Raw genomic sequence first — 15,345 nt, forward strand, 5'->3', positions numbered from 1 at the left:
CCATGCGGCGGATCATGGGAACTGAAGTGGAGTACGGCATCGCCGTGCCCGGCGATGCAACTGCCAACCCCGTACTGACTTCGACCCAGGTCGTGCTGGCCTACGCGGCGGCCGCGGACATCCCCCGGGCCCGTCGGGCGCGCTGGGACTACGAGGTCGAGTCGCCGCTGCGTGACGCGCGCGGGTTCGACCTCGGCGCGCCGAGCATGGCGCCGTCCGACCCTGACGTGGAGGACCTTGGCGCGGCCAACGTCATCCTCACCAACGGCGCGCGGCTGTATGTCGACCATGCGCATCCCGAATACTCGGCGCCGGAAGTCACCAACGCGCGTGACGCGGTGATCTGGGACAAGGCCGGGGAGCGGGTGATGGAGGAGGCGGCTCTCAAGGCCGCGACCGTCCCCGGCCAGCCACGGCTGCAGCTGTACAAGAACAACGTCGATGGCAAGGGCGCGAGCTACGGCACGCACGAGAACTACCTGATGAGCCGCAGCACGCCGTTCACCTCGGTGATCTCCGGCCTCACCCCGTTCTTCGTGTCGCGCCAGGTGATCTGCGGTTCCGGCCGGGTCGGCATCGGTGTGGCCGGCGAGGAGGCCGGGTTCCAGCTCTCCCAGCGCTCGGACTACATCGAGGTCGAGGTCGGCCTGGAGACCACGCTCAAGCGCGGCATCATCAACACCCGCGACGAGCCGCACGCCGACGCCGACAAATACCGCCGGCTGCACGTCATCATCGGCGACGCGAACCTCGCCGAGTACTCGACGTACCTCAAGCTCGGCACCGCCGCCCTGGTCATCGACATGATCGAGTCCGGGGTCCGGTTCGACCACCTCAAGCTGGCCGACCCGGTCCGCGCGGTGCACAACATCAGCCACGACCCGACGCTCAAGACCACCGTGGAGCTGTCCAACGGGCGCAAGTTCACCGGCCTGGACATCCAGAACGCCTACATGGAGATGGCCGCAGCGCACGTCGAGAAGACCGACCAGGACTCGGTGTCCCGGCACGTGCTGCAGACCTGGGCCGAGGTGCTGGACGCGCTGCGCCGCGACCCGGCCGAGTGCGCCGACCGGCTGGACTGGCCGGCCAAGCTGCGGCTGATGGAGGGCTTCCGGGCCCGCGACAACCTGCAGTGGTCCTCGCCGCGGCTGTCGCTGATCGACCTGCAGTACTCCGACGTCCGGCTGGACAAGGGCCTTTACAACCGCCTGGTGGCCCGTGGGTCGATGAAACGGCTGGTGACCGAGGACGAGGTCCAGGCGGCCATCACCGAGCCTCCCAGCGACACCAGGGCCTATTTCCGGGGCCGCTGCCTGGAGCGCTACCCGAACTCGATCGCGGCCGCCTCGTGGGATTCGGTGATCTTCGATCTGGGCCGTGAATCGCTGGTGCGCATCCCCACCCTCGAGCCTCTTCGAGGGACAAAAGCGCACGTCGGGGCCCTGTTGGAGGCCGCGAACACCGCCGAGGAACTGGTCGACGCGCTCACCGGCGCACCCCGCGGCTGAGTTCACTGGCTGCGAAACACCAGTGAACCTGTGGGACACATGTCGGTCCCGCTGGGTAATGTTCATGTAGGCCAGCGAATAACCGGGAGGCCCGATGTCCCAGGAAAAGGTCCAGCGCCAGGGTGGCGGCGACGGCGACGAGGAAGTCGACGGCGGCGCGCCGGCCGGTCAGGAACGCAGGGAGAAGCTCGGCGAGGACGTGGACACGATCCTCGACGAGATCGACGACGTGCTTGAGGAGAACGCCGAGGACTTCGTGCGCGCCTACGTGCAAAAGGGCGGCGAGTAAGTCTCCGGTTGCTCGACTGGAACCACAGACGAAAGCAGGGCATGGACCACACCTTCTCCCGCCTTGGGGCGGGCGCCGGGCTACCGGCTGCCTATCTCTCGGCCGCGTCATCGTCCTTCACCGATTTCCTGCGCTCGCAGGCGCCCGAACTGCTCCCGGGCGCAGGCGGCGTGGGAGCGAACCCGTCCCCCCAGGTCGTGTCGGAGATCCCGCACGGCACGACGATCGTGGCGATCACGTTCGCCGGCGGGGTGCTGCTCGCCGGGGACCGCAGGGCGACCGCGGGCAACCTGATCGCCCAGCGGGACATGGAGAAGGTGTTCGTCACCGACGACTACTCGGCGGTGGGCATAGCCGGGACCGCGGGTCTCGCGGTCGACCTCGTCCGGCTGTACACCGTCGAGCTGGCGCACTACGAGAAGATCGAAGGTGTGCCGCTGTCGTTGGACGGTAAGGCCAACAAGCTCGCGTCGATGGTGCGCGGCAACCTCGACATGGCGATGGCAGGCCTCGCGGTCGTCCCGCTGTTCGTCGGTTACGACGTGGACGCGGCGAACCCCGGCGGCAGGATCGTCTCCTACGACGTGGTCGGCGGCCGGTACGAGGAACGGGCCGGCTTCCACGCGGTCGGCTCGGGCTCGCTGTTCGCCAAGTCGGCGTTGAAGAAGCTCTACGACCCCGAGGGCGACCAGCAAGCGGCGGTGCGCGCGGCGGTCGAGGCGCTCTACGACGCGGCCGAGGACGACACGGCGACCGGCGGACCGGACGTCACGCGCCGGATCTACCCGGTCATCATCACGATCAACGCGGCCGACGGTGCGGTCCGTCTGCCGGATTCGGTAACCGGCGAGGTGGCGGAAGCCGTTGTCGCCGACCGCGCGCAACGGCCGCGTGGCTAAAGTGTCCAGTCCGCACAAGATCCAGGAGCCGCCGCAGTGAGTATGCCGCTGTTCGCCTCGCCCGAGCAGTTGATGCGCGAGAAGTCCGAGATCGCCAGGAAGGGCATCGCGAGGGGCCGCAGCGTCGTCGTGCTCAAGTACGCCGGCGGCGTGCTGTTCGTCGCCGAGATCCCGGCCAAGAGCACACTTCGCAAGGTCTCGGAGCTGTACGACCGCATCGGCTTCGCCGCCGCGGGCCGCTACAGCGAGTTCGAGGGCCTGCGCCGCGGCGGGATCCGGCACGCCGAAGTCTGGGGCTACTCCTTCGACCGCCGTGACGTCTCCGGCCGTCAGCTCGCGAACGTGTACGCCCAGACGCTGAGCGGCATCTTCACCGAGCAGCTCAAGCCTTTCGAGGTCGAGCTCTGCGTCGCCGAGGTGGGCGCGACCGCCGAACAGGACCAGATGTTCCGCCTCACCTACGACGGCTCGATCGTCGACGAACCCCGCTACATGGTCATGGGCGGCAACACGGACCCGATCACCACGGCACTGAAGGACACCTACAACGACGGCCTGGAGCTCCAGGACGCGATCGGCGTCGCAGTCCGCGCGCTGAGCAAGTCCGCCTCCAACGCAGCCGCCGCCAACAATGGCGGCGGGGCAGGCGCCCTGCTTGGGCAGGAAAACCTTGAGGTCGCGGTGCTGGACCGGACCCGCCCCCGCCGCGCTTTCCGCCGGATTTCCGGTGAGGCGCTGACCGCGTTGCTCCCGACCGCCGAGACTCCGCCGGCCGAGGAGGAAACTCCCCCGGCAGGCGAGGGATAAGCCATATCGGACCCGGCCCCGGCGCGAATCCGTGCCGGGGCCGGGTTTTATCCTATGCTCGATGTGCGGAGACCGGGTCTGAACGCTCTTGAGGGGGAGTATGCAATCGGCCAGGCTGGTACTTGACATTCCGGGTGCGGATGATCGGGAAACCGATCGTCTGACGACGTTGCTCGGGACGGATTTGCGTTCCCTTGGGCTGTTTTCGGTGCGGCGGGACACCAGTCCGGCGCCCGAGGACGCGAAATCGGCCGGCCAGCTGACGGAATTGGTCCTCACCGGTGTGTTCTCGGCCGGCACGATAACTGCTGTCACGCGTGTCATCACCGCGTACATCAAGCGCACCAGCGCCCGGTCGGTCACCTGGCAGCAAGGTGACAAGAAGATCGTGCTCACCGGTCTCTCCGCGGACGACCAGAAGGCTCTGGCCGAGGCGTTCGCCGAGAACGAGGCCAGGGACAATGGTGGCGCAACCGGCTGAGAGCCGCCCGGGCCGCCGGGTCGCGCTGCTCGTGGCCACGGCCGAGTACATCGATCAGAGCCTGCGCCGGCTGCGCGCGCCGACCGAGGACGCGAGGCTGCTGCGGGAACTGCTGCTCGACCCGAATGTGGGCGGCTTCGACGAGGTCGTCATTGTCGCGAACGAATCCAAATCGGGTGTCGAGCGCGAATTGGAGCGCCTTTTCCGGGAGCGTGCGCCGGAGGACATGGTTTTGCTCTACCTGACCGGGCACGGGGTCAAGAACGACTACAACCAGCTGTTCTTCGCGACCGCCAACACCGATCTGACCAGGCCGTACTCCACGGCCGTTCCCGCTGTGGTGCTGCAGCACCTGGTGACCGAGTGCCAGGCGAGGGCCAAGGTCGTCCTGCTGGACTGCTGTTTCTCGGGAGCCTTCACCGCGGGCCAGGTCCAGATGTCGGGCAACGCGGTGGACCTCGACGAGCACCTCGGCCGCGGGGTGTACGTGATCACGGCGACCAACGAGCTCGAATACGCCTACGAACGCGAACAGCTGATCTTCGACAAGCCCCAGCGGAACTCGGTCTTCACCGCGGCGGTGATCAGAGCCCTGCAGACGGGCGCCGCGGACCTGGACGGCGACGGCGAGATCTCCGTCAGCGAGCTCTACAAGTACGTCTACGACGACCTGCGGGCCGAACGGGTGCAGACGCCGACCCAGAGCGGCAAGCTCGAGGGCCACATCCGGATCGCGAAGGCCCGCAGCGGCCGGATCACCGTGGGCGACCAGCAGTCCGCGCCGATCGTCGGTGACCTGCTGGCCACAGCCGACACGCGGGCCGCACTGCCGGCGCCACTGGGAGTGACCCACCTGGTCGACCGGCACCTGGGCACGGAAGTCCACATGGACCTCGGCGGGCACGTGCGGCATCTGGCCATCGTCGGCCGGATCTCCTCGGGCAAGAGCACGCTGATCCGGACTCTGGTCGTCGGGCTGACCGCGATCCGGGACGAGCGGGAAGTCCAGTTCTACTGCCTTGACGGCGACGGGCGGCTGAACTCGCTGGGTGCGCTGCCCCATGTGCGTGCGTTGCACGGCACCTTCGACCCGGAGCAGCCCCGCCGGCTGCTCCAGCATGTCCGGTCCATCGTGGATCAGCGGCGCAAGCTGTTCCAGCAGATGCGTATCCCCGACGAGACCACGTTCCGGCTGGCCCGCAAACGCGCCGGCATCCTGCCGCCGGGCGAGCACGCCGACATCTTCCTGGTGGTCGATGGCTGGGAAGCGCTGGCCGAGGACCTGCCCATGCTGGCCGACGAGGTGAAGTACATCGCCGGGCGCGGTGGCTCGTTCGGTGTCCACGTGATCCTGTCGGCCCGCCAGTGGGCCGAGATCCCGGCCAAGGTGCTCAGCCTGGTCCGCGGCCGGATCGAACTGGCCCTCGACGACCCGGCGGAGTCGAAGATCGACGCGGCGCTGGCCGCCACCCTGCCCGACGACCCGGGCTGGGCGCTGCACGCCGACCGGCGGTTCCACGTCGCGCTGCCCCAGCTGACCGCCGACGCCGACGATCTGGAGCTCGTGCTGGCCGGTCTGCGCGACGGGACACTCCCGTCGGCCGACGACGACGCGCTGCCGTGGAGCCTGCCGCAGCCGGTCAAACCCGATTTCCTGCGCCTGCTGGGCATCACGTCCCTGGCGGAGTACGACGTGCGGCAGGGCTGGCGGCCCAGGCCGGCGCGTGAGCGGTTCCGGATCCCGTTCGGCGTCGACCAGGAAGGCCGGCCGGTCGAGCTGGACCTCAAAGAATCGGCGATGGACGGGATGGGGCCGCACGGCCTGTGCATCGGCGCCACGGGGTCGGGCAAGTCGGAGTTCATGCGCACACTGGTGCTGGGGCTCGCGGCGACCCATTCGCCGGCGAACCTCAACTTCGTGCTGGTGGATTTCAAGGGCGGCGCCACCTTCCACGGTCTGGACGCCCTGCCGCACGTCTCCGCGACGATCACCAACCTGCAGGGCGACCTGACGCTGGTCGACCGGATGAAGGACGCGCTGCTCGGCGAGATGAACCGGCGCCAGGAGCTGTTGCGGGCGGCTGGCAACTTCAAGAACGTATGGGAGTACGAACGAGCCCGGGAGACCAACGTCGATCACGTGCCGTTGCCCGCGTTGTTCATCGTGGTGGACGAGTTCTCCGAGCTGCTGTCGGCCAAGCCGGACTTCATCGATCTGTTCATCGCGATCGGCCGGCTGGGCCGGTCGCTGCAGATGCACATGCTGCTGGCGACCCAGCGGCTGGAGGAAGGCAAGCTGCGCGGCCTGGACTCGCACCTGTCGTACCGGATCGGCCTGCGGACGTTCTCGGCGTCGGAATCCCGTGCGGCCATTGGTGTTCCGGACGCGTACGAGCTGCCTTCCATCCCCGGTACCGGGTATCTGAAGTTCGGCACGGAGGCGATGACCCGCTTCACCGCGGCGTACGTCTCCGGGCCGCAGACGGACGCCGACACGTCTTCGCCGGGTGGCGGGCAGCCGTTGCTCACCGAGGTCGTGCGAAAACTGGCCGGCCATGGCCCGCCCGCGCATGAGGTGTGGCTGCCCCCGTTGGACCTGCCGGACCCACTGGACACACTGCTGCCCCCGTTGCAGGCGACCGAGGACCGTGGGCTCTGCTCGCCGCAGTTCCCCGCCAACGGCCGGTTGCGGGCGCCGGTGGGTTTCGTCGACAGGCCGTTCGAGCAGCGGCGCGACCTGTTGTGGGCGGACTTCTCCGGTGCCAGAGGAAACGCCGCGATCGTGGGCGGTCCCCAGTCGGGCAAGTCGACGCTGGTGCGGACGCTGGTGATGGCCATGGCGTTGACGCACACCCCGCGAGAAGTCCAGTTCTACTGCCTGGATCTGGGTGGCGGCTCGCTCAAGTCGCTTGCCGGTCTGCCGCATGTGGGTACGGTGGCCGGCCGGATGGATCACGACGTCGCCCGCCGGATGATCGCCGAGATCACCTTGCTGATCACCGCGCGGGAACGGTTGTTCGCCGAGTGGGGCATCGACTCAATGGCGGAGTTCCGCGACCGCAAGCGGGCCGGGGAGTTCACCGAGGACCCGTTCGGCGACGTGTTCCTGATCGTCGACGGCTGGCTCGGTTTCCGCCAGGAGTTCGAAGCGCTCGAGACACAGGTGGTGAACCTCGTCGCGGTGGGGTTGTCCTACGGCGTGCACGTGGTCGTGGCCGCCAACCGGTGGGCGGAGATCAGGCCCGCGGTCAAGGACCTGCTGGGTTCCCGGTTCGAGCTGCGGCTCGGTGACCCCTCGGAATCCGACATCGACCGCCGCGCGGCCGTGAACGTCCCGGCCGGTCGCCCAGGACGTGGGCTCACCCACGACAAGCTGCATTTCCTCGTCGCCCTGCCGCGGATCGACGGTTCGTCCGCCCTCGTCGATGTCGGTGAGGGCGTTCAGCACGCGACGCGTAGGGTCCAGCAGTGTTGGAGCGGGCCGACGGCTTCACCTGTGCGTCTGCTGCCCGATCTGATGTCGTACGACGACTTGCTCAAGCAGGACCGCCATCGCGGCACCCGCAAGATCCCGATCGGCGTCAACGAGGACCAGTTGGCGCCGGTGTATCTCGACTTCGACGCCGAGCCGCACTTCCTCGCCTTCGCCGACGGCGAGTCCGGCAAGACGAACCTGCTGCGCACCATCGTGCGCGGGATCATGGAACGGTATTCCGAGGACGAGGTCGTCGTCCTGATCGTCGACTACCGCCGGACCATGCTGAACTTCATGACCACCGGCCACCTGCTCGGCTACGCCGTCGCGCCCAACCAGCTCAACGAGATGCTCAAGGACGTCATCGAGTCGCTGACCAAACGGCTGCCCGGCCGGGACATCACCCAGGAACAGCTCAAACACCGGTCCTGGTGGTCGGGCCCGGAGCTGTTCGTGATCGTGGACGACTACGACCTGGTGGCCACATCCAGCGGGAACCCGCTGCTGCCGCTGCAGGAGTTCCTTCCCCAGGCCAAGGACGTCGGCCTGCACATGATCGTCACCCGCCGGTCGGGAGGCGCGTCCCGGGCGTTGTTCGACCCGATCGTCGGCAGGCTCAAGGAACTGGCCAGCCCCGGGCTGGTGATGAGCGGGAACAGGGACGAGGGCGTCCTGCTCGGCAACTACCGGCCCACCCCGTTGCCGCCCGGCCGGGGCGCCCTGGTGACCAGGAAGTCCGGTCAGCAGGTGATCCATGTGGCGTGGACCGACCCCGAGTTCGTGACGACCACCAAGACCTGGCAGGCACAGCTGCAGGAGCTGGACACCGCGCTGGCCGAGGGGAAGATCTCCGCGGCCGACTACCGGGCACGCCGGGACCAGCTCCTTCACGGCGCGACGGCACAAGAGACCCGCGGTCAGCGGTAGACGCCCAGCGCGGCGGGGGTGGCGCGGAACCGGAAGCGGTTGCCCAGCGGGCCGACCTCGCCGTCGGTGGCGATCCGGATGGGCCGGCCCTGGATCGTCACGTCCAGGGCCCGGACCTCCAGATGCTGGTAGGTCCGGCTGCGGTGCAGCGCTCCCATGATCGCGCCGAGCACGAATCTCAGCCGGGAGAACCGCACGTCGGCCCGGATGTAGCGGACGTCCATCAGCCCGGAGTCCAGCTCTGGGCGGGCGGTCGGGGCGAACCCCTTGGGCTGGTAGGTGCCGTTGCCGACAAAAAGCATCCACACCAGGTGCGATTCGTTGTTGATGACCATCTGCAGCGGCATCGACTTGGACAGCACCCGGACCAGTGCCATCGCACCTGCGGGCCACTTTCCCCAACGCTTGGTGAGCTTCTCCCGCAGCCGCACCATGTCCGGATAGCCACCCAGGCTGGCGGTGTTGACGAACCACCGTGAAGCACCACCGTCGATATCCACATGGCTGAGGTCGACCCGGGCACCGTCACCGGCCTTGAGCGCGGCCGAGACGCTCTCGATGCCGTCGACGCCGACATCCCGCGCGAAGTGGTTCAGTGTCCCGGCAGGCACCAGCACCAGTGGCAGGTGCCGTTCGGCCGCCACCGCCGCGACGGCGGCCACAGTCCCGTCTCCGCCCGCGACTCCGAGCGCGGCAGGGCGGGGTACGGCGTCGTCGATGGCCTTGTGCAACTGCTCGATCAGATCGTCTTCGGGGTGCAGCACAGTGGCCTTGGGCCAGTACTTGGCGATCTCCTCAGTAGGGTCGACCCCGTCCGCACCCGAACCAGGGTTGGCCATCACGAGCAGGCCTTCACCTTCCTCGATGGCCGGTAACGAGGAGTGCGGATGGGCACTGGCGGGCACGTCGGCCCCTGTCGGCCACCAGCGCCGGGTGACCAGTCCGGCCGCTACACCGATCGCGGCGCCGGCAGCGACGTCAGTCGGCCAGTGCACGCCGGTGTGCACGCGCGAGTAGGCCACAGCAGCCGCGACAGGAGCGATGACGAGCCCGAGAGCCGGACTTTCCATCGCAAGAGCTGTGGTGAACGCCACGGCCGACGCGGAGTGCCCTGACGGGAACGAGGACGAGGTCGGTCGCTTCGTCAGACGCCGATAGGTGGGCAGCAGCTCCGCTGCCGGGCGTCGCCTTGGGAACAACTGCTTCCCGACGAGGTTGGCGCTCGCGCTGGCGAAGCCGATGGCGACCACTCCGCGTAGCGCGGCCCGGCGTGTCCTGCCTTTGCGCAGGGCGAGAACGCTCGCGACGGTGAACCAGAGCACACCTTTGTTGGCCGACCGGGTGAGGCTTTTCAGTGCCCGGTCCACAGTCGTCTCAGGCAGCTCGGCACTGCGGCGGACAAGGCGTTTGTCCACCTGACTGGCATCGCGCAGCGATCTTCGCACTCGTCGGAACACGAGTTGAACGTTAGCGACAGAGCCGTCCAGGTGCTGATTGGATGTCTCATTTCGATCTGGCCCCCGAACGGCGCACGGTAGTCGGCGCCCGGACCGCCTAGGCTGAAGAGATGCAGCGGCGGATCTTCGGCATCGAAACCGAGTTCGGTGTGACCTGCACCTTCCACGGGCAGCGCAGGCTGTCGCCGGACGAGGTGGCCAGGTACCTGTTCCGGCGGGTCGTGTCGTGGGGGCGTTCCTCGAATGTCTTCCTGCGCAACGGCTCGCGCCTCTACCTGGACGTCGGGTCGCATCCGGAGTACGCCACGGCGGAGTGTGACGACCTCGTGCAGCTGGTCACGCACGACAAGGCGGGTGAGCGGATCCTGGAGGACCTGCTTGTCGACGCCGAGCGGCGGCTGGCCGACGAGGGCATCGGCGGCGACATCTTCCTGTTCAAGAACAACACCGACTCGGCCGGCAACTCCTACGGCTGCCACGAGAACTACTGCGTCACGCGGGCGGGCGAGTTCTCCCGGATCGCAGACGTGCTGCTGCCGTTTCTGGTGACACGCCAGCTCATCTGCGGTGCGGGCAAGGTCCTGCAGACGCCTCGTGGCGCTGTCTACTGCCTGTCGCAACGCGCCGAGCACATCTGGGAAGGCGTCTCCAGCGCGACGACGCGGTCCCGGCCGATCATCAACACGCGCGACGAGCCGCATGCCGACGCCGAGCGCTACCGGCGCCTGCACGTGATCGTCGGCGACTCGAACATGTCGGAGTCCACGACCCTGCTCAAGGTCGGCAGCGCCAACCTGGTGCTGGAGATGATCGAGGAGGGCGTGCAGTTCCGCGACTTCAGCCTGGACAACCCGATCCGGGCGATCCGTGAGATCAGCCACGACCTGACCGGCCGCCGCCTCGTGCGCCTGGCCGGCGGCCGCGAGGCCTCAGCCCTGGACATCCAGCGCGAGTACTACGCCAAGGCAGTCGAGCACGTCGAGCGCCGCGGCGCCGACCCGATCGCCAACCGCGTGATCGAACTCTGGGGCCGCACTCTGGACGCGGTCGAGCAGGAGGACCTCAGCCGCATCGACCGCGAGATCGACTGGGCGATCAAGCACCGCCTGGTCGAGCGCTACCAGGCCAAACACAACCTGGAACTGTCCAGCGCCCGCGTGGCCCAGCTGGATCTGGCCTACCACGACATCCGCCGTGGCCGTGGCATCTTCGACCTGCTGCAGCGCAAGGACCTGGTCGCCCGCGTGACCGACGACGGCGAGATCGAGGCGGCCAAGGACACCCCGCCGCAGACCACCCGCGCCAAGCTGCGTGGCGACTTCATCGCCGCCGCCCAGGAAGCCGGCCGCGACTTCACCGTCGACTGGGTACACCTGAAACTGAACGACCAGGCACAGCGCACTGTGCTGTGCAAGGACCCGTTCCGGGCGGTCGACGAACGCGTGGAACGCCTCATCGCCTCTCTCTGACCCACGCTTCAGCTTTGCCCCCAATGCCACATTGGTGGCATCTGATGCCCCCAATGTGGCATTGGGGGCACAAAAACAGGCTCAGCGGCCGGCGGGGGATTGGGCGCGGCGGCGGCGGCCGGTGGGCCGCCGGGTGCCGCCGGGGATGTAGTGGGATCTGATGACCACGCAGGCCGGGCCGCCCGGTTGGGGCCGGATCGCGTCGCTTGAGCAGTAGGAGCGGGTGGGACGGCGGGTTGCCCTGGCGGCGAGCGCGGTGAGGCCAAGCAAGATCACGAGACAGATCCACACGCGCAGAAGCCTGGGGCAAGCAGGAGCGTTTTGCGTCTGATGCCACCCGAACGTGTCACCAGTGCGTGCCGATGGGCCGTTCGCACGCACTCGGGGGTGCGTTGGGTGATCGGCACCCGGCGGGTGGGGTTAAGGTCTCAAGAGTGTCCGTTGCCCGCGCAGAACGCCTGGTGAACCTGGTGCTCTGCTTGCTGTCCACCAGGCAGTACCTGTCCGCCGACCGGATCCGCGCGATCGTGCCCGGTTATGCCGGCGCGTCCTCCGGCGAGGCGTTCTCCCGCATGTTCGAGCGGGACAAGACCGAACTGCGCGAGCTGGGTATTCCGCTCGAGGTCGGCCGCAACGTCGGCTTTGACGGGATCGCCTCGGTCGAGGGCTACCGCATCGCCCGCCGCGACTACGAACTCGGCGACATCGACCTTGAGCCGGACGAGGCCGCGGCGGTCGCTCTTGCCGCGAGATTGTGGGACTCGCCGGAGCTGACGGGTGCGGCGCATGGGGCGTTGCTCAAGCTGAGAGCGGCCGGCGTGGATGTCGATCAGGCGTCGCCGGCGATCGTCGAGCCGAAGGTACGCACCACTGAGCAGGCGTTCAGCCCGTTGCTGGCCGCGGTCCAGGAGGGCAAGGCGGTCGAGTTCTCCTACCGCCGCCCGATGCCGGCCGAGTTGCGCACGCGCACGATCGAGCCGTGGGGCGTTGTGTCGTGGCGCGGACGTTGGTACGTCGTCGGCCATGACCGCGACCGGAACGCGCCACGCTGCTTCCGCCTGTCCCGGATAGTGGGTGACGTCAAGACCGTCGGCGACGCGGGTGACGTGGAGCGCCCGGAGGGCATCAACCTGCTGGACTTCGTCGCCAACACCGGGAGCGAACCGTCCCCGGCATCCACGGCCAGGGTCTGGGTCGCCGAGGGCAGGGCCGCCGGCGTCCGCCGCCGTGCCAAGGTCATCGGCAGCCGGCGGGTCGGCAGCGTGAACGGCGACGAGGTGGAGATCGAGCTGCGCTTCCCCGAGTCGGCGGCGTCCTGGCTGGCCGGGTTCGGCCCGGATGTCCTGGTTCTCGAGCCGGAAGTGCTGCGCAAGTCCGTGTTCGAGCGCCTGCTGGAGGCCGCCCGATGAGCGACCGGTTGCCCAGGCTGCTCGCCCTGGTGCCGTACCTGCTTGCCCGCCCGGGGATCCGTGTGGTCGAGGCGGCGGCGGACTTCGACGTGTCGGAGAAGCAGCTGCGCAAGGATCTCGAGCTGCTCTGGATGTGCGGTCTGCCGGGGTACGGCCCCGGCGACCTGATCGACCTGTCCTTCGAGGGCGACACGATCACAGTCGCGTTCGACGCCGGGATGAGCAGGCCGTTGCGGCTGACAGGCGCCGAAGCGACGGCGTTGCTCGTCGCGTTGCGGGCGTTGGGGGAGACGCCGGGAGTCGATGGTGAAGCGGTCCGCCGCGCGGTCGCCAAGATCGAAGCGGCCGCCGGTCAGGCCCAGCCCGCAGGTGTCGTGGTGGGCCTCGGTGTCCGGGAAGGCGCGGACACCGCCGAGGCCCGCCGGATCGTGCAGGGTGCGCTGACAGCGCAGAAAGCCTTGCGGCTGAAGTACTACACGGCTTCCAAGGACGCGATCACCGAGCGCACGGTCGACCCGATGCGGCTGCTGATCGTCGAAGGCCGGTCCTACCTCGAAGCCTGGTGCCGTCGCGCCGACGCGGTCCGTCTGTTCCGGCTCGACCGGATCGACGAGGTCACCCAGCTCGACGAGCACGCCGCCCCGCCGCCGTACGCCGAGCCGACGGACGTCTCAGCGGGCCTGTTCACCCCGCAGCCCGACCAGCTGGTGGCCACGATCGTGCTGGAACCGGACGTGCGCTGGATCGCCGAGTACTACCCGGTTGAGCACGTCGAGGAGCTGGAAGGCGGCCGGGTCCGGGTCCGGATGCGGTACGCCGACCGCTCGTGGATGATCCGGCTGCTGCTCGGCCAGGGTGGCGAGGTGCACGTCGAGTCCCCGCCCGACCTGGCCCAGGCGTTGCGGGAGCGGGCGGCGGAGGCGTTGCGGATGGCGGGCCACCTGCCGGTCGGCTAGAAACCGCGCCGGATCGACGCGAGAGGATTTGTCCACAGCCGGGCGCCGGAAATGTGTTCGCCATGCGCTGGAGCGGAACTGGACTCATCCTGGAGCCGGAGATCGCACACCACAGTTTCGTCTGATCGGGGTATTGCTGGTCGTATGACGCTGCTGATAGTCATGCCACCTGCATTGGGGGACGTTCTGGGGGAAGGCACGTCATGATGGGGCAGGGTCCTGGGGTGTGCGCCGGCGTCGGCCGCAACCGCGTGGAAATCGGAATTCTCGGCTCGCTCACCGTCCGGGTCGGTGGACGGAATGTGCCGATCCGGGCCTGGAAGCAGAGTTGTCTTCTGGCACTGCTGGCGTTGCAGCCGAATCAGGTCGTCAGCAGTGCGGAGATCGTCGAGGTGCTGTGGGGCGGCGACCCGCCGATGTCACACCGGAATCTGGTGCAGACATATGTCGCCCGGTTGCGGCGGCTGATGGCGATCGGCACCCGGGACAAACGGCGTATTCCGTCGGTCATTGTCTCCAGCCGCGACGGTTACCGCCTGGAAGTGGGCAGTGATCAGCTCGACTTGCTCAAATTCACCGAACTGGCCAAGCGCGCGGCCAATTCGGCCGACGACAGCGGTGAGGCGTACCGGCTGGCTTTGGATTGCTGGCGTGGCCCGGTGGCCGCGGACACCGCTTGCGCGCTGCAGACTCATCCGGCTGCGATCGCGATCTCGCAGAAGCGGCGGTCGCTGGCGATCGGATATGCCGACATCGCGATGAAAGCCCGCAGGTTCGACGCGGTCGTCGAATTGCTGCAGGCGGTTTCGGACAGCGATCCGCTGGACGAGGCGGTCTGCGCCCGGCTGATCCTCGCGCTGTCCGGATCGGGCAGGCAGGTCGCCGCGCTGGAGCGCTACCGCCGGTTGCGGATCAGGCTGACCGAGGAGTTCGGGGTCGAGCCAGGCGCTGAGTTGCGCGCGGCGCACGGCCGGGTCCTGCGTCACGAGGACCCGGCCGTGAGCGGTCCTCTTACCGCAGGGTGAGCGCCACGACCTGGTCGGACGTGCTGAGCGGGCCGCACGCGCCGGGCGTGAACGGAATCTGCCGGATGACCGAGCCGCTACGGATCCGCAACGAGCCGAAGTACTGGCCGCTGCACCAGCGGGTGTACGGGCCGGACGGCGTGACAGCGGTGGTGCCCTGACCGGAGTAGCAGCGATCGACCAGGCTCCACGGGGTGTCGAAGACGAAATTCGTGCCGGGGACCTCACAGAGGAATCCGATCGGCGTGGCCAGGGATTCGTTCGGTGCCGCCGTGCTCTCTGCCGCGGCGAGCGTGACAGCCGCGAAGGAGAACAGGGAAACGAGGACGGCGTTGATCGTTTTTCGCATTGGTTCGGCCCCCACAGGTGTTTTCGGACGAATGCCGGAATCACCGCCGACGCTACTGAGGCGCTCTTGACCGCGGCTGTACCCGCACTGGCGCGGTCCGGCGCGCTGGTTGACCAACTGCAGAGGATTAGGCCATCCGGGTCACCCCGGCCCGCAACCTGACGGCTACTTACGCGCACTAAGCCTGGATCCACCGATGAATTGTCGTGCGGGGCGGCGTGTAATAAGTGAAAGTGCCTTCTGACCTGCGATAATGAGAGTCTCTGAGGTTCTCAAGTCGCGTGTGGTGGA

13 protein-coding genes are annotated in these 15,345 nt (G+C 68.2%); 10 read left to right on the plus strand and 3 right to left on the minus strand.

Features of this window, described 5'->3' with window-relative positions:
- The first annotated feature begins 2 nt into the window (after positions 1-2).
- The 6 genes from dop (at position 3) to eccCb (ending at position 8,389) form a co-directional block, all read left to right on the plus strand.
- Complete coding sequence (gene dop, locus JOF56_RS30020; RefSeq protein WP_209642835.1) at positions 3-1,511, plus strand: depupylase/deamidase Dop; 1,509 nt, start codon at positions 3-5, stop codon at positions 1,509-1,511.
- A 94-nt stretch (positions 1,512-1,605) separates the two neighbouring features.
- A complete protein-coding gene (locus JOF56_RS30025; protein WP_209642836.1) occupies positions 1,606-1,800 on the plus strand; it encodes a ubiquitin-like protein Pup in 195 nt (64 codons plus the stop codon).
- A 41-nt stretch (positions 1,801-1,841) separates the two neighbouring features.
- A complete protein-coding gene (gene prcB, locus JOF56_RS30030) occupies positions 1,842-2,699 on the plus strand; it encodes a proteasome subunit beta (RefSeq protein WP_209642837.1) in 858 nt (285 codons plus the stop codon).
- Between the two features lie 36 nt (positions 2,700-2,735).
- Positions 2,736-3,506 carry a proteasome subunit alpha gene (gene prcA / locus JOF56_RS30035; protein ID WP_209642838.1) on the plus strand — a complete coding sequence of 257 codons (771 nt, stop codon included), beginning with the start codon at positions 2,736-2,738 and terminating at the stop codon, positions 3,504-3,506.
- Positions 3,507-3,606: 100 nt separating this feature from the next.
- Positions 3,607-3,987: an effector-associated constant component EACC1 gene (locus JOF56_RS30040; RefSeq protein WP_372448276.1), complete on the plus strand. Its 381-nt coding sequence runs from the start codon at positions 3,607-3,609 to the stop codon at positions 3,985-3,987.
- Complete coding sequence (gene eccCb / locus JOF56_RS30045) at positions 3,968-8,389, plus strand: type VII secretion protein EccCb (protein ID WP_209642840.1); 4,422 nt, start codon at positions 3,968-3,970, stop codon at positions 8,387-8,389. The genes JOF56_RS30040 and eccCb overlap by 20 nt, the downstream gene beginning before the upstream one ends.
- On the opposite strand, the gene JOF56_RS30050 is transcribed toward eccCb, so the two are convergent.
- Positions 8,380-9,846 (minus strand): bifunctional phosphatase PAP2/diacylglycerol kinase family protein, encoded by a 1,467-nt coding sequence (locus tag JOF56_RS30050; RefSeq protein ID WP_209642841.1) that lies wholly within the window; start codon positions 9,844-9,846, stop codon positions 8,380-8,382. The two genes, eccCb and JOF56_RS30050, sit on opposite strands and share 10 nt — an antisense overlap.
- A 110-nt stretch (positions 9,847-9,956) precedes the next feature.
- Here JOF56_RS30050 and pafA point away from each other — a divergent pair, with 110 nt between their 5' ends.
- Positions 9,957-11,315 (plus strand): Pup--protein ligase, encoded by a 1,359-nt coding sequence (pafA, locus tag JOF56_RS30055; protein WP_209642842.1) that lies wholly within the window; start codon positions 9,957-9,959, stop codon positions 11,313-11,315.
- A gap of 81 nt (positions 11,316-11,396) precedes the next feature.
- On the opposite strand, the gene JOF56_RS30060 is transcribed toward pafA, so the two are convergent.
- Entirely contained in the window at positions 11,397-11,591 is a 195-nt protein-coding gene (locus JOF56_RS30060) for a hypothetical protein (protein ID WP_209642843.1), read from the minus strand.
- A gap of 158 nt (positions 11,592-11,749) precedes the next feature.
- On the opposite strand from JOF56_RS30060, the gene JOF56_RS30065 reads away from it, so the two are divergent.
- The 3 genes from JOF56_RS30065 (at position 11,750) to JOF56_RS30075 (ending at position 14,705) form a co-directional block, all read left to right on the plus strand.
- A complete protein-coding gene (locus tag JOF56_RS30065) occupies positions 11,750-12,724 on the plus strand; it encodes a helix-turn-helix transcriptional regulator (RefSeq protein ID WP_209642844.1) in 975 nt (324 codons plus the stop codon).
- Positions 12,721-13,680 (plus strand): helix-turn-helix transcriptional regulator, encoded by a 960-nt coding sequence (locus JOF56_RS30070; RefSeq protein ID WP_209642845.1) that lies wholly within the window; start codon positions 12,721-12,723, stop codon positions 13,678-13,680. The genes JOF56_RS30065 and JOF56_RS30070 overlap by 4 nt, the downstream gene beginning before the upstream one ends.
- Before the next feature lie 203 nt (positions 13,681-13,883).
- Positions 13,884-14,705, plus strand: a complete 822-nt coding sequence (locus JOF56_RS30075; RefSeq protein ID WP_209642846.1) for an AfsR/SARP family transcriptional regulator — start codon at positions 13,884-13,886, stop codon at positions 14,703-14,705.
- Here the strand turns inward: JOF56_RS30075 and JOF56_RS30080 are convergent.
- Complete coding sequence (locus JOF56_RS30080) at positions 14,692-15,054, minus strand: hypothetical protein (protein WP_209642847.1); 363 nt, start codon at positions 15,052-15,054, stop codon at positions 14,692-14,694. The two genes, JOF56_RS30075 and JOF56_RS30080, sit on opposite strands and share 14 nt — an antisense overlap.
- Positions 15,055-15,345: the final 291 nt, after the last annotated feature.

The sequence above is a fragment of the Kibdelosporangium banguiense genome, from assembly GCF_017876405.1.
Lineage (GTDB): Bacteria > Actinomycetota > Actinomycetes > Mycobacteriales > Pseudonocardiaceae > Kibdelosporangium > Kibdelosporangium banguiense.